Here is a 19,998-nt window from a genome sequence, read left to right as displayed (position 1 = left end):
ACCGCTTGAAATATCAGCACTCCAGCTCCATATAATGGAACATTCAACCAACAAGGAGCGCGTATGGGAATCAGTGAAGAAGAGCGCATTCGCCGTTTGACCCAGGAGAAAAACGACATGGGCAATACGGCGAAATGGGTGGCGATCGTTTCCGCCGTGTACTTTGCCTTGATGGTGTTTTACGGCCACCCGACCGGCGTGTTGGCGATGTCGGGCGCGGTGTTCATAGTGTCGACCACCACCTGGCTGAAAAAGCGTAAGAAGGTCAAATCTTATCGCATGGCATTGGCCAGAATCAGCGACGATCAGCCCTGATAGTCGCCGCGCTTTAGTGTATACACCAGGCTCGGCGCTGCGCCGGGCACGTCATCCAGCGTATCCACCCGCCGCATGCCGATCTTTTCCAGCACTCGCCACGACGCCTGATTCTCCGCGCGCACAATGGCGGAAATTTCCTCCATCGCCAATCCGACAAAACCATATTGCAGCGAAGCCCGCGCCATCTCGGTGGCCAACCCCATGCCCCAGACGCGAGTATCGAATCGATAGCCGAGGTTCACGGTGCGCTGTGCGCCGAGCGGTTTCCAGGACAATCCGCCAAAGCCGATGATCCAATCCGGCCGTTCGCGCAGGGCGATCGCCCAGGAACCGTAACCGTGTTGTTGCCACCCGGAAATTCTCTCTTGCAGCGCCGAGATAGCCTGCGCTTTGCTGGTGAGCGGGCCGGCGGGATTGAAACGCTGGGTTTGCGGATCGCCGAAGATGGCGTAGAAGCGTTCGAGATCCGCCATCACCGGCGGGCGCATCTGCAGACGTTCGCTGAAAAAAGGGTCTGAAGGAGTAAGGCTCATCATCGTTTCTCCCGGCTGGATAAATGAACAGTGTTCACTGTAGACCAGATTGGTGAAACGGGGAATCCCCCTCTGCGGGTGAGAGGGGGCGAAGGGAATTACAGGAAGGAGTCGTCGTCGTCGCTGTAATCGTCGTCGGCGTAATCCGTGTCGTCCTGATAGCTGGCGTTCTGGAAGCCGTTGTCCTGGTTCAGGAAGCTGCCACCATCGCCGTTGTTGAAGGTATCAAGGTTGTTGGAGGCGTCGAAATTGCGCATTGCGCTGTCGTCCAGCGGCGCCGGGGTTTCCTCGATAATATTTACGATTTCCTGTGGCTGCGAATGGCGGAACATGCCGGTCAGCATGTCGGCCAACACCACGCCGCCGGCGACGCCCGCCGCCGTTTGCAAGGCGCCTCCCAGGAAGCCGCCGGCGCGTGAGGGCGCCGCCTGCTGCGGTGGGGCATAGGCAGGCTGCTGCTGCGCGTAGCCCCCCTGCTGCGCGTTGTTCCAGGCCGCCGTATTTTGCTGCTGCGCCTGATACTGTTCACGCGGGCTTGGCGTGCGGCTGCCGCCGCCGAACAGACCGGCCAGGAAGCCGCCGCTGCTCTGCTGGCCGTTGGCGGTTTGCTGCAGCTGCGCCACCTGGGCCTCCAGCTCTTTGACCCGCTGATCCATCTGCTTGAGCGCCGCTTCCTGAATGATCATCGCCTGCGCCATGTAATAAGGGGCGGAAGGCTGCTCGCGAATATGCTGGTTGATTTGCTGCTCTGCCTGGAGATCCCGTGGGCCCGTCTTGGTCTCGGCTTCTTTCAGGCGGCCAAACAGACCATCGATAAGGCGTTGTTCTTCGGATTGCATAGGAGTACCTCAGGAGATAAATAACGGTGCTGGATGATAATTATCATCGGTATCAATCACCCTAGCGCGTTTACATGAACCTATAAATAAATGGCGGGTAAACTTGCCTATGAATTTGTTACCAATTGCGGCAGCGGGATCAGCATCACCAGCTTCAGACCGGCGTGCTCTGCCGGGTGGAAGGTCAGTTGGCGATAGCGCAGTGCGCCTTGCCGAGAATGCTCGAACGCGCGTTCGCCGCCTTCGCGCGCCATGACGTCATGTTGCTTCCACCAGTGATTAAAGTCTGCGCTGTTGTGCGTCATGTTGCGCACGAAGGCGCGCATCTCTTCGGTATTTTGATGATGGCTGGTCTCGGCGCGAAACTCGGCCACCACGCGGCGCGCGCGCTCTTCCCAATCGCTGACCAGCGTTTTCGCCAACGGGTGGAAGAACATGAAGTGCAGCAGGTTGGGGCTGTTGGCCACATCCAGCCAGCCGCTGAACAGCGCCGCCGCCTGCGGGTTCCAGGCGACGACATTCCAGGTCACGTCCAGCAGGTAGCAGGGCACCGTCATCTGGTGCACGCTTTGCAGCACCGCGTCGTTGGCGGTTTCGCGGTGTGTTTCCTGCTCGGGGTCGGCGACGCGCGCCAGGGTAAACAGGTAATGGCGTTCGGCCGGGCCGAGCCGCAGCGCCTTGGCGATGCGTGCCAGCGTATAGGGGGAAATGGATACCTCGCGGCCCTGTTCGATCCAGGTATACCAGGTGGCGCTGATGCCGCTGATTTGCGCCAGCTCTTCGCGCCGCAGGCCGCTGGTGCGACGGCGCGAGGAGCTGGGCAGGCCGAGCATTTCCGGCGTGATGCGTTCGCGGTGCGCCCGCAGGAACGCGCCGAGGGCCTTTGGCCCGGATAAGGCTTCTGATGACATAGCGTGGTACCTATTTATACCAGGATAACTGCTCATATTGTACCCGTATAGTAGCCTGATTATAGTAGCCGAAAGCCTTCAGGCACAGGCGCAAGCCGGATAATAACGGGAGCAAACATGAGCATCAGCAACAGCCATAAAAACGCGGTAGACCGGCAGTTCGGCGAGCAGGCCAACGCCTACTTAACCAGCGCGGTACACGCGCAGGGCAAGGATTTGCAACGCCTTGCACAGTTACTGGAACCGCACGCCGGCGCGCGCCTGCTCGATCTGGGCTGCGGCGCCGGGCATGCCAGCTTCACGGCGGCTGCCAGGGTAGCGCAGGTGGTGGCCTACGATCTGTCGGCGCAAATGTTGGCGGTGGTGAAGCAGGTGGCGGCGGAAAAAGGCCTGAATAACATTCAGCAGCAGCAGGGCGTGGCGGAGTCTTTACCGTTTGAAGACGCCAGCTTCGATCTGGTCATCAGCCGCTATTCGGCGCACCACTGGCACGACGTCGGCCAGGCGCTGCGCGAGGTCAGGCGGGTACTCAAACCGGGCGGCAGCGCGATCTTTATGGACGTGGTCTCGCCGGGGCATCCGCTGCTGGATATTTACCTGCAAACCGTGGAAGTGCTGCGCGACACCTCGCACGTGCGCAACTATGCGCCGGGCGAGTGGCTGACGTTACTGACCGAGGCCGGGCTGATGGTACGCGAAGTGACGGCGGATCGATTGATGCTGGAGTTCGGCAGTTGGGTGGCGCGTATGCGCACGCCGGCGCATTTCGTCACCGCGATCCGCGCGCTGCAGCAAAGCGTGTCGGAAGAGGTGGCGGCGCATTTCGCCATTCAGCCGGACGGCTCCTTTACCAGCGACATCATGATGTTTGAAGTGACGAAGGGCTGAAAGCAACGGGGCAGCCGATGAAGGCTGCCCCGTGAAACGCGATTGACTGCGATACGCTTATTTTTTGTCTTCCAGCAGGCAGCGGTAGATCAGGCCGCCGATAATGCCGCCGACCAGCGGCACCAGCCAGAAGACCCACAGCTGCTGCAGCGCCCAGGTGCCCTGGAAGATCGCTACGCCGGTGCTGCGCGCCGGGTTGACGGAGGTGTTGGTCACCGGGATGCTGATCAGGTGGATCAGCGTCAGCGTCAGGCCGATCGCCAGCGGGGCAAAGCCTGCCGGCGCGCGCTTGTCGGTCACGCCGTGAATAACGATCAGGAAGAAGGCGGTCAGTACCAGCTCAATCACGATCGCGGCTTGCAGAGAATAACCGCCCGGTGAGTGTTCGCCGTAACCGTTGGAGGCGAAGCCGCCTGCGGTGGCGTCGAAACCGGCTTTGCCGCTGGCGATCAAATACAGCACCGCCGCTGCGGCGATACCGCCGATGACCTGAGCGATAACGTAAGGAATAACGTCTTTCGCCGCGAAACGGCCGCCGGCGAATAAGCCGACGGTGACGGCCGGGTTAAAATGCCCGCCGGAAATATGGCCGACGGCATAGGCCATCGTCACCACGGTCAGACCGAAAGCGAGCGCGACGCCGAGGAAACCAATACCCAGCTGTGGGAATGCCGCTGCCAATACTGCGCTACCACAACCACCAAACACCAACCAAAATGTGCCAAAAAATTCAGCAAAAAGTCGCTTTGACATAGATTCCATCCTGCGGAATAGACTAACGGGCGTTAGCACTAAAAACTATAGAACAGCTTTTTGAGTTCATGCAGATATTCTATAGAATTTTCTTAATGCACCTTGAATAACGGCGGTATTAAATCCCCGGTATTTTATTTTGTCTATGAGAAAAACACCGTTTTTCCACGTGCCGACGCGCGTTTGCCGATTTTTTTATCTTTGCTATAAGAATTTACCCTAAGCAAAATGGCGGGCTATTTTCGGGTGGTTTTTTCCAGCGGTTTTATCCATTCAATACGCTCAGGTTAATTGCTAATTTCTATTTGCCAGCCAACCTTATTGCTTGTTTTACATTTGACGAAGCGCCTGTTGTCATCTAAGTGTCATGCTAAATTAATATCTTCTTCTGCCTGATAACGCTTCATTCAACCTCGGGTAAAAAACATGAGAATAAAATCGCTCTCCCTGCTGTTGGCTTCGCTGTTTCCGGTATTCACCTACGCTGCAGATATTGAGGTGGCGCGTTATGTGGTCGGCTTCCCCGGCGGGGAACGCGTCGCCTATCAGGGGGCGTTTGCCAAGCATTTCCCGCAGGGGTTGCCGGTGGGGATCGGCTCAGGGCTGTCGTTCAATCGCAAGCAGGGCGACGATCTGGTGCTGACGACGCTGACCGATCGCGGCCCGAATGCTGATGCCCCTGCGGTGGGCAAGCAAGAAGCCAAGATTTTCGCCAATCCGCAATTCACGCCTCTGTTGATGGACATTCGTATCGGCGGCGGCAAGGCCGTGGCCGAGAATGCGCGGCCCTTGCATGACGAAAAAGGGCCGATTAGCGGGCTGCCGCTGCCGAGCGAGCTGATTGGTTCCACGAACGAAGTGGCGTTGAACGACGCGCTGCAACCGCTGTCCGGTGATCGCCGTGGGTTGGATACCGAAGGTATCATCGGTGACGGCAACGGCGGCTATTGGCTGTGTGACGAGTATGGCCCGTTTCTGATCCATGTCGACGACAAAGGCAAAATTCTCGCCAAATATGGCCCAACGCCGCAGGCCGGCGAGCAGGCGGTGGCGAGCGGTTTGCCGAACATCCTGAAGTGGCGCCAGCCTAACCGCGGTTTTGAGGGGCTGACCCGGATGCCGGATGGACGCATTCTGGCGGCGGTGCAGAGCACGCTGGATGTTGATGGTAAAAGCAAAAACAAGGCGCAGTTTACCCGGCTGGTGAGCTTCGATCCGCGCAGTGGCAAAACTGCGATGTATGGCTATCCCATCGATATCGACCGCTATAAAAAAGCCAAAGACGCCAAGATTGGCGATATCGTGGCGTTGGACAACCAGCGCATCCTGTTGATTGAACAGGGAACCGATAAAGATAAGACGATGATCAACAAGATCTATCTGGTGGATCTCGCGCAGGCCAGCGATCTGAGTACGTTTGACGGCCAGGGTAAAGCGCTGGAGTTCGACGATGCGCAAGAGCTGGCTAAACGCGGCGTGAAGCTGGCGCAGAAACGGGAAGTGGCGGATCTGCGCCAGTTGGGCTGGCGCCAGGAGAAAGCGGAAGGGTTGGCGCTGATCGACGATCGCACGCTGGCGGTGATCAATGACAACGATTTCGGCTTGCAGGCGAAGCTGGTGGATGCGTCGCCAAAGAGCAAAAAAATCGGTGACTACCAGCTGGAGAAAGGAGGGCGGTTGAGCCTCGACGGCGACAAGACCGATGCCCGTATCGAATTGCGCCCTCTGGAGCAGCCGGAGTCGCTGAGTGAGCTCTGGGTGCTCACCTTGCCGCAACCCTTGAAGTGATCGAGAGGGGGCGACAGCGCCCCCGTCAGACCGTTGAAAAAGGAGGAAAAAACGTGGTTTTTCCTCCTTTGTGGCCATCAGCCGAAAATCAATAAATTGATTTTCCTTGTTTTTTTATCCGCTGCTCTTTGCAAACCCGGCAATGGCATGAGGTTTGTCATCAATCTCACAGCGGGGGCGGTGACGCCCCCGTTTGCTTCAGGTCTCCGCGTGCCGCTGCGGCGCTCTGCCGCGCGAGATGCTCTCCCACACCGCCACCACCACCATGATCAGCGTCGTCAGGCCATTGACCATCAGCAGATCGGTTAAATAGGCGGCGGGGGCCAATACCGCCAGCGCCAGCAGCCCAACCAGGTGCGACAGCGGGAAGCGGCGATACACCAACCGTTTATACAGCGCGTTGGCGAACAGGTAAATCGCCGGGCCGAGCAGCAGCACCGCCGCCGTGGCGTGTTGGATGCGGCCGTCAGGATGGGCGATCACCAGCTCGTTGGCCACGGCGCAGACGATGATGGCACCCACCAGCGCGACGTGCACGTAGTGGAAATAAGCGCCCAGCTGGCCGGGGTTTTCCGCCTGGCTGATGGCGTGGCTGCCGGCTTTGCTGCTGGTGTCGAAGTAAACCCACCACATCGCCAGGCTGCCGAGAAAGGCCACCAGCGAAGCGATGAGCACCGGCAGGCTCCAGCTTTCCATTTCGCTCAGGGTGGCGCCGGTGATCAGAATGGTTTCCCCCAGCGCCACGATCACGAACAGCTGGCAGCGCTCCGCCAGATGGTGGCCTTCGATGGTCCATTCGCTGCTGCTGTCCGAGCGCCCCAGCACCGGCAGGCGAAAACCGAACATCGGCGAGACGTATTCGCACAAGACGGCGATCGCCCACAGCGCCAGGCGAGTATGGCCTTCCGCCAGCCCGCCGGCGATCCAGAAGACGGCGGAGATGCACAGCCAGCCGAGGATGCGGCGAAAGTTTTGTTTCAATGGGTGGCCAGGCGCCAGCAGGCGCAATACCGTGGCGGAGCGGCCGACCTGAATAGCGACATAAAACAGCGCGAAGATCAGGCCGCGCTCGCCAAACGCCTGCGGCAGCGCGGCGGCGGCGAACAGCCCCAGCAGCATGATCGCGAACAGCAGCAGGCGGATCTGGCGGGTATCCGGATTGAACCAGTTGGTGACCCAGGCGGTGTATTGCCAGGCCAGCCAGACGGCAAACCACAGCAGCAGGGTTTCCAGCGCGCCGGTCAGCGTCAGGTGATGCAACAGATAGTGGGAAAGTTGGGTCACGGCGAAAACGTAGATCAGATCGAACAGCAGCTCGGAAAATGAGACCGAAGCGCCCTGACCGTCACGCACGCGCAGCAGGTTTTGCGACATAAGCGTTCTTCCTTAAAAGGGTAAGCCACAAAATCAGCGTAGCTCAGCGCGCTCCGGCGGGTAAAAAATCTTAAATAGACGCGGCGCGCATGCTTTATCTCGCACCGTCTTTAATTGTTCATCAAATAGGGGTAAGGTGAGGTCTATAAAGTCATTCCCGCCTGAAAATACACACCCGCTCTTACTTCCTCCTTATTCTCCTCACAATGATTGATGTTCTTTACGTTGCATGACGTCCGTTTTCATTGGCTAGCGGATAATTAACATCACTGACCACGAGCTAATAAACAAGAACACCTGGAGTCAATCATGAAACTCATCCCAAGCATCGCAGCCGTATTGATCGCCGCCGCTTCTTTCTCCACTTTCGCCGCGCCGCTGTCGTCGGTGAAACAGGTCAACAGCGAGCAGGCCGCCAATCTGCAAAGCATCGGCGTCGTGTCGGTTTCCGGCATTAGCGGCTCACCGCATGATGCCATCACCGCCCTTAAAGAAAAAGCCGCGGCGGACGGCGCCAGCCATTATCGCATTATCGGTCTGGACACCCCCGGGGATTCCAGCAACTGGCGCGGCAATGCGGAAATTTATCGCTAAGCATTGGTTTTTTTACGCTCTGGCCGCGGCAACGCGGCCAATAAAATAAACGGTCGCAATAATTATCTGAATAGTCGGTGTATAAAAGACTTATTCTCAGGTCATTATTACGGCCGTTTTTCTTTGCGTGCCGTTGATGAGGTTGCATTTTATTACAACTGTGTCTGCCGCTTTCGGAATCATGTTAATGATTACTTAAGAAATTCGGCTCACATTGAGGGCTTAACCCAAGGAGGCCTCAATGTTAAATGCGACCCGGCTGCAACTGATGAATCACTTCGCTTACCTGCAGCAATTTATGGCTTCACCGCGCACCGTCGGTACGCTGGCGCCTTCTTCCCCGTGGCTGTGTCAGGCGATGCTGAATCAGGTTGAATGGACCCGGGCGCTGTCGATCGCGGAACTGGGCGCGGCCGACGGGGTGTTGACCAAACGTATTCTGGGGCGGATGCGCGCCGATGCGGCGCTGGAGGCCTTCGAGATCCAACCCCATTTCGTGCATCGCCTGCGCGGGATAGACGATCGGCGGCTGAAGGTGATGGGCCACTCTGCGACCCGGATGGCCACGGATTACGACGTGGTGTTTTCCTGCCTGCCGCTGCTGTCGATCCCGGTCAGGATCAGCGTGCGCATTCTTCAGCAGGCCCGGCAGCGGCTGCTGGCGCGCAACGGCACGCTGGTGTTGTTCCAATACAGCCACCTGTCGGAAAAATTGCTGTCGCGCTATTTTCACTGGAAGCGCCTGCGGGTGGTGCGCAACTTCCCGCCGGCGCTGGTGTATGTCTGTACGCCGCGTTAGCTACAGTTTTTTCTCCATCACCACCACCTCTTCGTCATGCTGCCGCCGGCGCTCCAGAGGTTGCCAACCCCAGCCGGCGTACAGCGCTTCCGACTTGTCGGTAATGAGATGCAGAACCGAGTGATGGCGTTGCCGCGCCGCCTCGACGATGGCCATTTCAAGACGGTGGGCGATGCCCTTGCGGCGGTGATCGGGATGCACGAAGACGCCGGCCAGCCACGGAGTGAGATCCTGACGCTGGTGATCGTCGCTGGGCCACAGGCTGGCCATGCCGACCGGACGATCGCCGTCGATCATCATCAGCGTCAGGTGATCGTCGCTTGGCCGGCTGCATTGGGCGAAACGCAGCTGGGTGCGCGCCAGCGAACCGCCGCGCTGTGACCCCCATTGGCCGAAAGCCCAGGCGGCGCACACATCGGCAAACTGCGGGCACTCCGACAGCGGAATGATGCGTTGAGTCATGGAGGTCTCCCGGTTTTTTTGCTGTTTCCCCCTCCTATTTAACCGATTTTTCCGCCATTTTTTTAACTTTTTAAAGCCGCTATTTTAGCGGTTTCACGGTGTTTCACCGCATGCCCGGCGCCGTTTCCCGGATTTCTTTTGGCAATTGCGGCGTGGGATTGCAAGTGCTAATGAGAGTGATTATCATGCGCACACTATTTCCCCCGTTTCGGCTCAATCATGCGCAATTCCCTCATTTTACTGCTGCTTTCCCTGTGGTTCGGCATGTTCTCCGCCCAGGCGAAGACGGTAACCGACATCACCGGCCGCCAGGTCGCGGTGCCGGACAACCCGCAGCGCATCGTGGTGGGGGAGAGCCGCATGCTGTATACGCTGGCGCTGCTGGAGCCGGGTAACCCGGCGCAGCGCATCGTCGGCTGGCCGGCGGATCTGGCGCGCTTTGATGCGCAAAGCTGGCAGCTGTATGCGCAGAAGTTTCCACAGATAGCCCAGATCCCCGTCATCAGCGGCAATAACTTTCGCCAGGTCAACATCGAAAGCCTGCTGCAGCTGAAGCCGGATCTGGTGATCCTGGCGCGCTACGCGCGTGAAGACGGCGACAACGATTTGCTGGTTTCCGCACTGAGCAAGGCCGGCGTGGCGGTGATCTACGTCGATCTGCGCATCGATCTGCTGAACAACACCGTGTCGAGCGTGCGGCTGCTGGGCGAAGTGCTTAATCGCCAGCAACGCGCCGAGCAGTTCATCGCGTTTTATCAGCAGCATATGACGGTGATCCGGCAACGGCTGGCGGGCTATCAGGGGCCGAAGCCCAAGGTGATGCTGCACCTGCATCTGGGGCGGCGCGACACCTGTTGCACCACCGCCGCGCACGGCAACCTCGGCGATCTGCTGACCTTCGCCGGCGGCGACAACATCGCCAACGCCAGCGTCAAAGGGGTGTATGGCGAGCTGAACCCGGAAACCATTCTGAGCGCCAATCCCGACGTGTACCTCGCCACCGGCATGGCCGGGCCGCAGGGCAAACGGCTGTCCGATCTGCGCCTCGGGCCGCAGGTCAGCCCACAGGAGGCCGCCGACAGCTTCCGCCAACTGATCGCCAAACAGCCGATGCTGGCCAGCCTGCAGGCGGTGAAAAACCACCGCGCCTGGAGCGTCTGGCACAACTTTTACCTCAGCCCGTACCATGTCGTGTTGGTCGAGATGTTCGCCAAAGCGTTTTACCCGGATCTGTTCGCCGACATCAACCCGCAGCAGACCTTCCAACAGCTGTATCAGCAGTTTTTGCCGTTACCTTTTTCAGGGACCTATTGGAGTCAGTTAGATAATGAATAACAACAAGCGCGGCTGGTGGTGCGCATTGCCTTTGGCAGCCTGCACGACATCGCCGGCGTGGGCGGCGGAAAAAGCCGCGCCGCAGGAAGAGAGCCTGGTGGTGGTCGGCCGCAAAGACGCCGACGGCGTGCAGAGCTATCAGCCGTTGACCAGCGTTACCGGTACCCGCAGCGAAACCAACCTGCTGAACGTGCCGCAGGCGATCGACGTGGTGCCGCAACAGGTGATTACCGATCAGGCGGTCAGCAGCCTGGACGAAGCGCTGTACAACGTCAGCGGCATAACCCAGGCCAACACGCTGGGGGGCACCCAGGACGCGGTAATGAAACGCGGCTTCGGCGACAACCGCGACGGCTCCATTCTGCGCGACGGCGTGCGCTCGGTGCAGGCGCGCAACTTTACGCCGACCACCGAGCGGGTGGAGGTGCTCAAGGGGCCGGCCTCGATGCTGTACGGCATGGGCGAGCCGGGCGGGATGATCAACATGATCACCAAAAAGCCCCAGCTGCAGCAGCATACCCACGTGGAAGGCTGGGGCAGCAGTTTCAACGGCGGCGGTGGCCAGCTCGACGTTACCGGGCCGCTCGGCACGTCGGGGTTTGCCTATCGGATGATCGTCGATCACGATGAAACCGATTACTGGCGCAACTTTGGCCGCAATCGCCAGACGGTGATCGCGCCCTCGCTGATGTGGTACGGCGAGAACACCACCGTGCGGTTGGCCTATGAACATATGGAATATCTGGTGCCGTTCGATCGCGGCACCATTATCGATTCGCGCACCGGCAAACCGGTGAATACGCCGCGCGATCGCCGTTTCGACGAGGCTTATAACGCCACCCGCGGCGATCAGGACAGCGTCACCCTGCAGATCGATCAAACGCTCAATGAGCGCTGGAAAAGCTCGCTGACCTACGCCTACAGCCGCAACAGCTACAGCGACAACCAGGCGCGCGCCACGGCGCTGAACCCGGAGAGCGGCGCATTGAGCCGCCAGGCCGACTCGACCGCCCATGCCGTCAGCCACGCCAACGCGGTGCAGCTGACGTTCAATGGTGACGTGGACTGGGGCAGCATCAACCACCAGATGCTGTTCGGCTTTGATTTTGAAGATAACCGTACCTACCGCGGCGACATGATCCGCGGTAAAAAGAACAGCGATTTCAATATTTATCATCCGGTATACGGCCTGATGCCGCCGTCGACGGCGGTCAGCGCCAAAGACAGCGACCAGCGGGAAAATCTCACCAGCTACGGCTGGTTTATGCAGGATTCCATCCAGCTAACCGATAAATGGCTGGTGATGGGCGGGCTGCGCTACGACGCTTTCGACGTCTATGCCGGCAAGGGGCGGCCGTTCCAGACCAATACCGACAGCTCGGACGGCAAGCTGGTGCCGCGCGCCGGGGTGGTCTACAAGCTGACGCCTTACGTGTCGCTGTACAGCAGCTATACCGAGTCGTTCAAGCCGAACTCTTCCATCGCCACCCAGATTGATTCGCTGCCGCCGGAGCAGGGCAAGTCGTGGGAAGTCGGCGGCAAGCTGGCGTTGCCGAACGGTGTTACCGGCACGTTGGCGCTGTTCGACATCACCAAGCGCAACGTGATGGTCAGTGAGCTGGTGGCGGGCGAAACCGTGACGCGCACCGCCGGACGCGTGCGTTCGCAGGGCGTGGAGCTGGACGTGGCCGGTAATCTCACCGACTCGCTGAGCCTGATCGGTTCCTATGCGTATACCGACGCACGGGTGGTGGACGATCCGGACAACAAGGGCAAAGAGATGACCAACGTGGCGCGCCACACCGCCTCGCTGTTCCTGACCCAGAACCTGGGCAGCCCGGGTCTCTACAGCGGCGATGAGGTGCGCATCGGCGCCGGCGCGCGCTATGTCGGCCGCCGCCCGGGTGACGCCGCCAACAGCTTCTACCTGGATAATTACACCGTTGCCGATGCGTTCGCCGCTTACACCATGCCGATCAACGGCTATCGGGTGAAATGGCAGCTGAACGTGAAGAACCTGTTCGATAAAACCTACTACCCATCCAGCGGCGGCAATTTGCGCGTGGCGGTGGGGGAGCCGCGTGAGGTGGTGCTGCGCGGCAGTATCGATTTCTAAGCCACGGGCGGTGAAATTTGCTTAAATAACCGCCCCAACGTTAAGGAGAACCCATGAGCCTGCAGATTCGTTTGGCGCAGCAGCGGGATATCGCGCATCTGATGGCGGTTGAACGCTCGGCGGCGCAGTTGTTTCGCCAACAGCCGGAATGGCGCTTTATTGCCGAGGGCGAGGTGATGGCCCCGCAGCAGCATGCCGCGTTTATCGCCGAGCGCCGTGAATGGCTGGCGGAAAGCGACAACGGCGAGTGCGCCGGTTTCATCGCCGTGCTGGCTCAGGGGGAAGATTGGCACATTGCCGAATTGTCGGTCGCCGGCACCTGGCAGCGGCAGGGCGTCGGCCGCCGCCTGATCGGCGCGGTGGCGGAAGAAGCCAAACGGCAGGGGGCCGGCCGCCTGACGCTCACCACCTTCATTGAGGTGCCGTGGAATGCGCCTTACTACCGGCGGCTGGGATTCCGGCCTCTTGAGGGCGCGCAGCTCACGGCCGCCTTGCGGCGGCATCTGGATGAGGATCTGGCGCACGGCTTTGCCGTCGGCAGTCGCTGTGCCATGGAATTTACACTATCGTAAATATTGAAATACAGAGCGGGCAGGGTATGATGCTGCCACCACGCCATCGCACCCGCTCGGCATTTTGGTATGCAATGCACTCAGTCACCGCATAAGGGACAACCCGTAATGACACAAACCCTGTTCATGATAGGCGCTCGCGGAGCCGGCAAGACCACGGTAGGCCGCGCATTGGCGCTGGCGTTGGGCTATCAATTCGTCGATACCGATCTGTTTATGCAGCAGGCGGCGCAGATGAGCGTGGCGGAAATGGTCGAGCGCGAGGGTTGGCTGGGGTTCCGCCGCCGTGAGACCGTCGCGTTGCAAACCGTGACTAAGCCGTCAACTATAGTTGCCACCGGCGGCGGCGCGATCCTGGCGGAAGAGAATCGTCAGTTTATGCGCCAGCATGGCACCGTTATCTACCTGCGCGCGCCGGCCAGCGTGTTGGCGCAGCGGTTGGAAGAGTACCCGGAAGATGCGCAGCGCCCGACGCTCACCGGCAGGCCGATCGCCGAAGAGATGCGCGAGGTGCTGGCCGCGCGGGAAGCGCTGTATCAGGATGCCGCACATTACGTGATGGACGGCGCCGCCGATCCGCAGCGGGTGGTGGAACAAATCCTCGCGGTGCTGCCGCGTGAGACGGTGAAATAACCTTTTCTTCTCTTCGGGCGCTGTGCGCCCGTTTTTCTATTCCGTTTGCCGAGCGGCCGCAAAGTATGCCCCGGGCGTGACGCCGAAGCGGCGGCGAAAGGCGGCGATGTAGGCGCTGACGTTATCATAGCCGCAGGCGTCGGCCACCTCGCCAACCGCTTCGCCGCGTGATAACCCCTCCAGTGAACGCAATACCCGCGCCTGCTGGCGCCACAGCGCGAAGCCGATGCCGGTTTCCTGCTGAAAGCGGCGGCTCAGGGTGCGCGGGCTGAGCCCGGCCCAGACGGCCCAGTCGCGCTGGCTGCGCAGGCTGGCGGGATCGTTCAGCAGCGCGCGGGCGATGTTCAGCAACCGGGCGTCCTGCGGCAGCGGCAGTTGCAAAGGGGCGCCGCTCGCCGCGTGCATTTCGTCCAGCAGCACCTGCAGCAGCCGCCGTTGCGGCGCACTCAGCGGGCCGGCAGGGAACTGCGCGATGCGTTCCACCAGCGCTTGCAACAGCGCAGAGGCCGTGAACAGCTGCGGCTGCGGCGGCATCTCCGGCGCGCTTTCCACTGGCAGATACAGACTCCAGCCCGCCACATCGCCGCAGGCCAGCGCCTGATGGGCGCACCCCGGCGGCAGCCAGCCCAGCGTGCCGCCGGTGATCGCCCATTGCCGGCCGGGCAGTTCCAGCGCCAGCATGCCGCGCGTCAAGAGATAGATCTGGCCGCCTTGGTGCTGATGCCAGGGCGTCAGGTGCTTTTTTTCATGCTGAAGACGTTGGCTGCGGATCTGCATCGTATTGGCCGTTTAACGTTATTGAAAGTCCTGATGCGGTTATTATGCCATCACCCGACCGAGATAGGATCGCCATTCACCCTATTCGGAGAAACGTGATGACTCAACTTACCCCATTGAATCTGGTGCTCGATACGCTGCGGCAGATCGTCGCCAACCCGGAGCATCGGCCGGCCCTGCTCGCCGCCCGCTTCAGCGCGGACTACCGCCAGCAGGTGGATGGCAAGGTGCTGCACTTCGAGCAGTTTGAGCAGCATATGGCGCTGCTGAAGCGGCAAACCCGCCGCATGACGCTGAGCGTGATCGCGGCGGCGGAGCAGGGCGAGGCGGTGCTGACCCACCATCTGGTCGAGGTGGAAAAGCGCGACGGCACCTGCAGCCGCGTGCGGGTGCTGGCGCACTTCACCGTGCGTGAAGGCCGCATTTGCGCCTGCGAAGAACTGACCGAGCTGTTGGCGGGCGCTCCCGGCGATCGCGATCTTGGCTCGCGCGTGTCGGAATGAGGGCGGCTGCTATACTTGCTACTGTGTGAAACACACGGGAGAACGGCATGCGCGAAAATGATCAACCTGCTTATCCACGGAGTGCCCGCGTCGTAGAGGTGTTTCGAGGCGACCCGAACCTGCATCTGCGCCGCTTTGAGGTGCGCACCGACGATATTGAGCCGAATACGTTGCTCAGTGAACATGAAACCGAGCAGGAAGCGCTCGACGCCAAGCATCGCTATGAAGACGAGGCGTTAGAGCTCTGACCTGCAGCCCAGCGGAAACCGGCGTCAGGCCGGTTTCCTGTTTATCCCCGCCTTAGCACATATTTCCCAGAACAATATTGATAATGATAATCATTTATGTGATTTTTATCGCCCCTATTGGGTGTTTCACTTCTGGGAAAAGAGATGTCCAATTCCGAGTTGCAGGCGCTGTTTCTGCGCCATATGCGGCCGCTGCAAGCCTACTTGAACGCCAAACTGCGCGACCCTCAGCTGGCCGCGGATTTGGCGCAGGAAAGTTTTACCCGCCTCACCGAGCAATACCCGCAGGGCAATATTCTCGATATCGAGGCTTACCTGTATAAAACCGCCAAGAATCTGATGCTTGACCATCTTCGGCAACAGCAGCGGCGACAGACTGATGCGGTAGAGGATGACATTCTGGCGCAGTATCCCTCCGGCGAACCGGCGCTCGAGCAGCTGGCGATTGACAGCCAAATGCTGCAGCTGTTGCAACAGGCGCTGGCGGGCATGCCGCCGCGCACGCAGCAGATTTTCCGGCTCAACCGGCTCGACGGGCTGACCCAGGCGCAGGTGGCGGCTCAACTGAGCGTATCGCTCAGTACGGTGGAGAAGCATCTGGCCAGCGCGCTGGAGCGGCTGATGACGTTGATGGACGATCAATAATGACAATTTTTTTACGGGTTTATGCGCCTTCAGACGTCTTAACCTATAACCAGAAAAAACAGGGGTCTATGCCATCATGAATCCGCTAACCGCGCAGTCGCGGCAACAGGCGGCCGCCTGGGCCGTGCGCCTGGCCGAAGGGGCGCTGGCCGCCGACCAGCGGCGAGCGTTGGAGGCCTGGCTGGCCGATGATCCGCAGCATCCGGCGGCGCTGCATCAGGCTCGCTTGCTGTGGGCGACGCTGGGGCAACTGCCGCCAGAACAGCGACAGGCGCTGCAGCCGCAGGTAGCGGCGCTGAAAACGCCATTTCGCCGTAGAGGAGCCCGCTGGGCGATGGCGGCGGCGGTGGCGATCGCCGTTTCCTTCGGCGTTTATCGCGGGCCGGATATATGGATCGGCATGCAGGCGGATTATCAAACCGTTCGCGGCGAGGTGCGCGAAGTCACGTTGCCGGACGGCAGCCGGGTGGCGCTGGACAGCGGCAGCGCGATCGCGCTGGCCTATTCCGCCAACGAACGCAAGGTGCGGCTGCTGAGCGGCGCCGCCTATTTTATCGTCGCACCGGTGAACGGGCCGGAAAAGCGCCCGTTCAGGGTAGAGGCGGAAAACGGCGTCACCCAGGCGCTGGGCACCGAGTTCAGCGTGGCGCGCACCGGGCAGGGCGTCGACGTCAGCGTGCATCAGCACAGCGTGCGGGTGACGCTCGAGCGCGGCGAGCGCTCGCTGGTGGTCGCGCAACGCCAGGCGGCGCATTACCGCAGCGGCCTGCTGTGGCTGACGCGGCAAACGGCCGGCGATGATGCCTGGCGGCGCGGCTGGCTGGTGATCGACCGCCAACCGCTGACGCAGGCGCTCGCGCAGCTCAACCGCTATCGCGAGACCCGCATCGTAGCGATCAATCCCGAACTCAGATCGCGTACGGTCAGCGGCGTGTTCGCGCTCAATAAACTCGACGACGGTGTCAGCGCCATTCGTCAGGAACTCGCCGCCCGCCAACTGAATCTCCCCGGCATCACGCTGCTTTACTGAGCGGCGCAGGTGGGCCGGGACGCCCGTTTCGCCGCTATTTTCACTTTCTGTAAAAAATCTTTACGGGTTTTCACCCTCCGGAACGTCCTTATGTTTAAACGAGATTGATTTCCATTATCACTTGGTTTGGCATTCTTTCGGGTGGAACACACACGCATGTTTATTCACAAGGGAACCACGCCGGCCGGCCGCTTGGCCACGGCGGTACGCGCTGCGTTGGCGGCGATGGTGCTGACTCAGCCTGTTGTGGCGATCGCCGCGCAGGCTGAAGCGAGCGGCGCGCAGGCCGCACAGCAAAAGAATTTCAACATTGAAGCGCAGCCTCTGCAGAGCGCCATGCTGCGCTTCGCCGAACAGGCTGGCATGCAGGTGTTTTTCGACGAGGTGAAGCTCGACGGCATGCAGGCGGCGGCGTTGAACGGCAGCATGAGCGTTGAACAGGGCCTGCGGCGCTTGATCGGCGGCAATCCGGTGGCTTTCCGCCTGCAGCCACAGGGGCAGATCGTATTGAGCCGGCTGCCGGCGGCGAACGGCGATGGCGGCGCGCTGGCGCTGGATAGCCTGACGGTGCTGGGGGCCGGCGGCATGAGCGTCAACGACTGGGTTTACGACGAACCGCGCTCGGTCAGCGTCATCAGCCGCGAACAGATGGACAACCGCCCGGCGCGGCACACGGCCGATATTCTGGAACAGACCACGGGCACCTATTCCAGCGTCAGCCAGCAAGATCCGGCGCTGTCGGTCAACATCCGCGGCATACAAGACTATGGCCGGGTGAACATGAATATCGATGGCATGCGGCAGAATTTTCAAAAGAGCGGTCATGGCCAGCGTAACGGCACCATGTATATCGATTCCGAGCTGCTGTCCGGCGTAACCATCGACAAGGGCACCACCGGTGGCATGGGCAGCGCTGGCACGCTTGGCGGCATCGCGACGTTCAATACCGTCAGCGCGAGCGATTTCCTGGCGCCGGGCAAAGAGCTGGGCGGCAAGCTGCACGCCAGCACCGGCGATAACGGCACCCACTTCATCGGCAGCGGCATACTGGCATTGGGCAACGAAACCGGCGATATCCTGCTGGCCGCCAGCGAACGCCACCTCGGCGACTATTGGCCCGGCAATAAGGGCGACATCGGCAACATTCGTATCAATAACGACACCGGCAATTACGATCGCTACGCCGAGAGCATCAAGAACAACAAAATCCCCGACACTGATTACCGCATGCACTCGCGACTGGCCAAGGTGGGCTGGAACCTGCCCGCCAACCAGCGCCTGCAGCTGAGTTATCTGCAGACCCAAACTGCGTCGCCGATCGCCGGCACGCTGACCAACCTGGGCACCCGGCCGCCCTATGAACTGGGCTGGAAGCGCACCGGCTACAGCGACGTGATGGCGCGCAACGCGGCGTTCGACTATAGCCTGGCGCCGGAAGGCGTCGACTGGCTCGATTTTCAGGCCAAGCTGTATTACGTCGATACTCAGGACGACAGCGATACCTACAGCACCAGCACGCTGCTGAACAACGGCTACGCGACGCGCACTCGCCTGCGCACCTATGGCGCACAGGCGCAAAACACCTCGCGTTTCAGCCTGGCACCGGGGCATGACTTCCGCGCCAACTACGGGCTGGAGTTCTATTACGACAAGGCCACCAGCGACTCTTCCCGTCAGGGCATGGAAGGGGTAACACCGGCCGGCAACCGCTCGGTCGGCAGCCTGTTCGCCAACCTGACCTACGACTACGACGGCTGGCTGACGCTGGAAGGCGGGCTGCGTTACGACCGCTATCGCCTGCGCGGCCAGACCGGTCTGAGCTACGCCGACTTCCCTTATACGGCGGAGAATCCCTGCAAACAGCTGCGGCTGCGCAACTGTCTGGCGACCACCACGCAGCAGGAGTGGAACGTCGATCGCGATCAGGGCAAGCTGTCGCCGACGCTGGCGCTGGCGGTGCGTCCCGGCGTGGAGTGGCTGGAGCTGTATACCACCTACGGCAAATCCTGGCGGCCGCCGGCGATCACCGAAACGCTGACCAACGGCAGCGCTCACAGCACCTCTACGCAATATCCCAACCCCTTCCTGCAGGCCGAGCGCTCGCGCGCCTGGGAAGTGGGGTTCAACGTGCAGCAGCCGGATCTGTGGTTTGAGGGCGATCGATTGGCAGCCAAGGTGGCTTATTTCGACACCAAAGTGGATAACTACATCAACCTGGCGATTAACCGCGACAAGCCGGGGCTGGTGCAGCCGAGCATCGGCAACGCCGCCTACGTCAACAATCTGTCGAAAACCCGTTTCCGCGGGCTGGAGTACCAGCTCAACTATGACGCCGGGGTGTTTTACGCCGACCTGACCTACACCCACATGATCGGTAAAAACGAGTTTTGCTCCAGGAACGCCTGGCTGGGCCATCGCCTGCGTTACGGCGCCAACTCCCGGCCGGGCAACTTCTACGCGGAGCAGGATCCGACGGCGAATGACGCCGTGTCCTGCGACGGCGGCTCGCAGTTCGGCACCGCCGCTTACCTGCCGGGCGATCGCGGCTCGGTGACGCTGGGCGGCCGCGCTTTCGATCGCAAGCTGGACGCCGGGGTGACCGTGCGCTTCGCGCCGGGCTATCAGGACAGCTCGGTGCCGTCCAACTACCCGTATCTGGCCGACTGGCCGAAATACACCCTGTTCGATCTGTACGCCAGCTACAAACTGACCGACAGCCTGACGCTGCGCGGCTCGGTGGAGAACCTGACCAACCGCGCCTACGTCGTCAGCTACGGCGAGACGCTGGCCAATACTCTGGGGCGCGGCCGCAGCGTGCAGGGCGGGGTGGAGTACCGTTTTTAAGCAGTAAAAGGGCGTTGCTCATCGTTGAGCACAGAG

At 60.7% G+C, this 19,998-nt stretch carries 21 protein-coding genes; 14 read left to right on the top strand and 7 right to left on the bottom strand.

Annotated elements, in window-relative coordinates; all coding sequences use genetic code 11:
* Positions 1 to 63 precede the first annotated feature (63 nt).
* Complete coding sequence (locus ACOWVD_RS13500; protein WP_004928468.1) at positions 64 to 315, top strand: hypothetical protein; 252 nt, start codon at positions 64 to 66, stop codon at positions 313 to 315.
* Here the strand turns inward: ACOWVD_RS13500 and ACOWVD_RS13495 are convergent.
* The 3 genes from ACOWVD_RS13495 to ACOWVD_RS13485 all read right to left on the bottom strand — a co-directional run bounded on the left by ACOWVD_RS13495 (position 306) and on the right by ACOWVD_RS13485 (position 2,601).
* Positions 306 to 854, bottom strand: a complete 549-nt coding sequence (locus ACOWVD_RS13495; RefSeq protein WP_420286352.1) for a GNAT family N-acetyltransferase — start codon at positions 852 to 854, stop codon at positions 306 to 308. The genes ACOWVD_RS13500 and ACOWVD_RS13495 overlap by 10 nt on opposite strands.
* Before the next feature lie 95 nt (positions 855 to 949).
* Positions 950 to 1,690: a DUF2076 domain-containing protein gene (locus ACOWVD_RS13490; RefSeq protein WP_049242839.1), complete on the bottom strand. Its 741-nt coding sequence runs from the start codon at positions 1,688 to 1,690 to the stop codon at positions 950 to 952.
* A 107-nt stretch (positions 1,691 to 1,797) separates the two neighbouring features.
* A complete protein-coding gene (locus ACOWVD_RS13485; RefSeq protein ID WP_033641179.1) occupies positions 1,798 to 2,601 on the bottom strand; it encodes a helix-turn-helix transcriptional regulator in 804 nt (267 codons plus the stop codon).
* Between the two features lie 117 nt (positions 2,602 to 2,718).
* Between ACOWVD_RS13485 and ACOWVD_RS13480 the strand changes: the two genes are divergently transcribed.
* A complete protein-coding gene (locus ACOWVD_RS13480; protein WP_421105673.1) occupies positions 2,719 to 3,489 on the top strand; it encodes a class I SAM-dependent methyltransferase in 771 nt (256 codons plus the stop codon).
* Positions 3,490 to 3,546: 57 nt separating this feature from the next.
* Here the strand turns inward: ACOWVD_RS13480 and aqpZ are convergent, their stop codons facing one another.
* Positions 3,547 to 4,242, bottom strand: coding sequence for an aquaporin Z (gene aqpZ, locus ACOWVD_RS13475; RefSeq protein WP_004940529.1), 696 nt, complete (start codon positions 4,240 to 4,242; stop codon positions 3,547 to 3,549).
* A 426-nt stretch (positions 4,243 to 4,668) separates the two neighbouring features.
* On the opposite strand from aqpZ, the gene ACOWVD_RS13470 reads away from it, so the two are divergent.
* Positions 4,669 to 6,030, top strand: a complete 1,362-nt coding sequence (locus ACOWVD_RS13470; protein WP_015376802.1) for an esterase-like activity of phytase family protein — start codon at positions 4,669 to 4,671, stop codon at positions 6,028 to 6,030.
* Positions 6,031 to 6,228: 198 nt separating this feature from the next.
* Here the strand turns inward: ACOWVD_RS13470 and ACOWVD_RS13465 are convergent, their stop codons facing one another.
* On the bottom strand, positions 6,229 to 7,404 hold the full coding sequence (locus tag ACOWVD_RS13465) for a low temperature requirement protein A (protein WP_033634036.1): 1,176 nt from the start codon (positions 7,402 to 7,404) through the stop codon (positions 6,229 to 6,231).
* Positions 7,405 to 7,713: 309 nt separating this feature from the next.
* Here ACOWVD_RS13465 and ACOWVD_RS13460 point away from each other — a divergent pair, with 309 nt between their 5' ends.
* Together ACOWVD_RS13460 and ACOWVD_RS13455 are read left to right on the top strand one after the other, a co-directional pair.
* Positions 7,714 to 7,998 (top strand): YdgH/BhsA/McbA-like domain containing protein, encoded by a 285-nt coding sequence (locus ACOWVD_RS13460; RefSeq protein WP_004940519.1) that lies wholly within the window; start codon positions 7,714 to 7,716, stop codon positions 7,996 to 7,998.
* Between the two features lie 241 nt (positions 7,999 to 8,239).
* Positions 8,240 to 8,797, top strand: coding sequence for a class I SAM-dependent methyltransferase (locus ACOWVD_RS13455; RefSeq protein ID WP_015376804.1), 558 nt, complete (start codon positions 8,240 to 8,242; stop codon positions 8,795 to 8,797).
* On the opposite strand, the gene ACOWVD_RS13450 is transcribed toward ACOWVD_RS13455, so the two are convergent.
* Complete coding sequence (locus tag ACOWVD_RS13450; protein ID WP_021504707.1) at positions 8,798 to 9,259, bottom strand: GNAT family N-acetyltransferase; 462 nt, start codon at positions 9,257 to 9,259, stop codon at positions 8,798 to 8,800.
* Positions 9,260 to 9,478: 219 nt separating this feature from the next.
* On the opposite strand from ACOWVD_RS13450, the gene ACOWVD_RS13445 reads away from it, so the two are divergent.
* The 4 genes from ACOWVD_RS13445 to aroL all read left to right on the top strand — a co-directional run bounded on the left by ACOWVD_RS13445 (position 9,479) and on the right by aroL (position 13,915).
* Complete coding sequence (locus ACOWVD_RS13445) at positions 9,479 to 10,594, top strand: ABC transporter substrate-binding protein (protein WP_049242838.1); 1,116 nt, start codon at positions 9,479 to 9,481, stop codon at positions 10,592 to 10,594.
* Positions 10,587 to 12,710: a TonB-dependent siderophore receptor gene (locus ACOWVD_RS13440; protein WP_421105672.1), complete on the top strand. Its 2,124-nt coding sequence runs from the start codon at positions 10,587 to 10,589 to the stop codon at positions 12,708 to 12,710. Before ACOWVD_RS13445 ends, ACOWVD_RS13440 begins: the two co-directional genes overlap by 8 nt.
* Before the next feature lie 53 nt (positions 12,711 to 12,763).
* Positions 12,764 to 13,282 (top strand): GNAT family N-acetyltransferase, encoded by a 519-nt coding sequence (locus ACOWVD_RS13435; RefSeq protein ID WP_004940503.1) that lies wholly within the window; start codon positions 12,764 to 12,766, stop codon positions 13,280 to 13,282.
* A 108-nt stretch (positions 13,283 to 13,390) separates the two neighbouring features.
* Entirely contained in the window at positions 13,391 to 13,915 is a 525-nt protein-coding gene (gene aroL / locus ACOWVD_RS13430) for a shikimate kinase AroL (RefSeq protein WP_004940499.1), read from the top strand.
* Between the two features lie 36 nt (positions 13,916 to 13,951).
* Here aroL and ACOWVD_RS13425 read toward each other — a convergent pair whose 3' ends face one another.
* On the bottom strand, positions 13,952 to 14,692 hold the full coding sequence (locus ACOWVD_RS13425) for a helix-turn-helix domain-containing protein (RefSeq protein WP_197763870.1): 741 nt from the start codon (positions 14,690 to 14,692) through the stop codon (positions 13,952 to 13,954).
* Positions 14,693 to 14,790: 98 nt separating this feature from the next.
* Here ACOWVD_RS13425 and ACOWVD_RS13420 point away from each other — a divergent pair, with 98 nt between their 5' ends.
* The 5 genes from ACOWVD_RS13420 (at position 14,791) to ACOWVD_RS13400 (ending at position 19,962) form a co-directional block, all read left to right on the top strand.
* Entirely contained in the window at positions 14,791 to 15,195 is a 405-nt protein-coding gene (locus ACOWVD_RS13420) for a nuclear transport factor 2 family protein (RefSeq protein WP_164095454.1), read from the top strand.
* 47 nt (positions 15,196 to 15,242) lie between these two features.
* Positions 15,243 to 15,443, top strand: a complete 201-nt coding sequence (locus ACOWVD_RS13415; RefSeq protein WP_004940491.1) for a YaiA family protein — start codon at positions 15,243 to 15,245, stop codon at positions 15,441 to 15,443.
* A gap of 144 nt (positions 15,444 to 15,587) precedes the next feature.
* A complete protein-coding gene (locus ACOWVD_RS13410; protein ID WP_019454234.1) occupies positions 15,588 to 16,088 on the top strand; it encodes an RNA polymerase sigma factor in 501 nt (166 codons plus the stop codon).
* A 76-nt stretch (positions 16,089 to 16,164) separates the two neighbouring features.
* Positions 16,165 to 17,118, top strand: a complete 954-nt coding sequence (locus ACOWVD_RS13405) for a FecR family protein (protein ID WP_421105671.1) — start codon at positions 16,165 to 16,167, stop codon at positions 17,116 to 17,118.
* 156 nt (positions 17,119 to 17,274) lie between these two features.
* Entirely contained in the window at positions 17,275 to 19,962 is a 2,688-nt protein-coding gene (locus ACOWVD_RS13400) for a TonB-dependent hemoglobin/transferrin/lactoferrin family receptor (protein ID WP_421105670.1), read from the top strand.
* Positions 19,963 to 19,998 lie beyond the last annotated feature (36 nt).

Source organism: Serratia sp. SA088 (assembly GCF_049065515.1).
GTDB classification, from domain to species: Bacteria; Pseudomonadota; Gammaproteobacteria; order Enterobacterales; family Enterobacteriaceae; genus Serratia; species Serratia nematodiphila.
Note: the sequence above shows the minus strand (reverse complement) of the source record. Positions and strands in the feature narration are given on the sequence as shown.

What these genes read in the sequence shown, in the direction of transcription:
- ACOWVD_RS13465 (WP_033634036.1), bottom strand. Translation starts at nt 7,404, where the DNA reads ATGTCGCAAAACCTGCTGCGCGTGCGTGACGGTCAGGGCGCTTCGGTC.
- aroL (WP_004940499.1), top strand. Translation starts at nt 13,391, where the DNA reads ATGACACAAACCCTGTTCATGATAGGCGCTCGCGGAGCCGGCAAGACC.
- ACOWVD_RS13500 (WP_004928468.1), top strand. Translation starts at nt 64, where the DNA reads ATGGGAATCAGTGAAGAAGAGCGCATTCGCCGTTTGACCCAGGAGAAA.
- ACOWVD_RS13460 (WP_004940519.1), top strand. Translation starts at nt 7,714, where the DNA reads ATGAAACTCATCCCAAGCATCGCAGCCGTATTGATCGCCGCCGCTTCT.
- ACOWVD_RS13490 (WP_049242839.1), bottom strand. Translation starts at nt 1,690, where the DNA reads ATGCAATCCGAAGAACAACGCCTTATCGATGGTCTGTTTGGCCGCCTG.
- ACOWVD_RS13425 (WP_197763870.1), bottom strand. Translation starts at nt 14,692, where the DNA reads ATGCAGATCCGCAGCCAACGTCTTCAGCATGAAAAAAAGCACCTGACG.
- ACOWVD_RS13470 (WP_015376802.1), top strand. Translation starts at nt 4,669, where the DNA reads ATGAGAATAAAATCGCTCTCCCTGCTGTTGGCTTCGCTGTTTCCGGTA.
- ACOWVD_RS13495 (WP_420286352.1), bottom strand. Translation starts at nt 854, where the DNA reads ATGATGAGCCTTACTCCTTCAGACCCTTTTTTCAGCGAACGTCTGCAG.
- aqpZ (WP_004940529.1), bottom strand. Translation starts at nt 4,242, where the DNA reads ATGTCAAAGCGACTTTTTGCTGAATTTTTTGGCACATTTTGGTTGGTG.
- ACOWVD_RS13420 (WP_164095454.1), top strand. Translation starts at nt 14,791, where the DNA reads ATGACTCAACTTACCCCATTGAATCTGGTGCTCGATACGCTGCGGCAG.
- ACOWVD_RS13415 (WP_004940491.1), top strand. Translation starts at nt 15,243, where the DNA reads ATGCGCGAAAATGATCAACCTGCTTATCCACGGAGTGCCCGCGTCGTA.
- ACOWVD_RS13440 (WP_421105672.1), top strand. Translation starts at nt 10,587, where the DNA reads ATGAATAACAACAAGCGCGGCTGGTGGTGCGCATTGCCTTTGGCAGCC.
- ACOWVD_RS13450 (WP_021504707.1), bottom strand. Translation starts at nt 9,259, where the DNA reads ATGACTCAACGCATCATTCCGCTGTCGGAGTGCCCGCAGTTTGCCGAT.
- ACOWVD_RS13405 (WP_421105671.1), top strand. Translation starts at nt 16,165, where the DNA reads ATGAATCCGCTAACCGCGCAGTCGCGGCAACAGGCGGCCGCCTGGGCC.
- ACOWVD_RS13435 (WP_004940503.1), top strand. Translation starts at nt 12,764, where the DNA reads ATGAGCCTGCAGATTCGTTTGGCGCAGCAGCGGGATATCGCGCATCTG.
- ACOWVD_RS13410 (WP_019454234.1), top strand. Translation starts at nt 15,588, where the DNA reads ATGTCCAATTCCGAGTTGCAGGCGCTGTTTCTGCGCCATATGCGGCCG.
- ACOWVD_RS13455 (WP_015376804.1), top strand. Translation starts at nt 8,240, where the DNA reads ATGTTAAATGCGACCCGGCTGCAACTGATGAATCACTTCGCTTACCTG.
- ACOWVD_RS13400 (WP_421105670.1), top strand. Translation starts at nt 17,275, where the DNA reads ATGTTTATTCACAAGGGAACCACGCCGGCCGGCCGCTTGGCCACGGCG.
- ACOWVD_RS13445 (WP_049242838.1), top strand. Translation starts at nt 9,479, where the DNA reads ATGCGCAATTCCCTCATTTTACTGCTGCTTTCCCTGTGGTTCGGCATG.
- ACOWVD_RS13480 (WP_421105673.1), top strand. Translation starts at nt 2,719, where the DNA reads ATGAGCATCAGCAACAGCCATAAAAACGCGGTAGACCGGCAGTTCGGC.
- ACOWVD_RS13485 (WP_033641179.1), bottom strand. Translation starts at nt 2,601, where the DNA reads ATGTCATCAGAAGCCTTATCCGGGCCAAAGGCCCTCGGCGCGTTCCTG.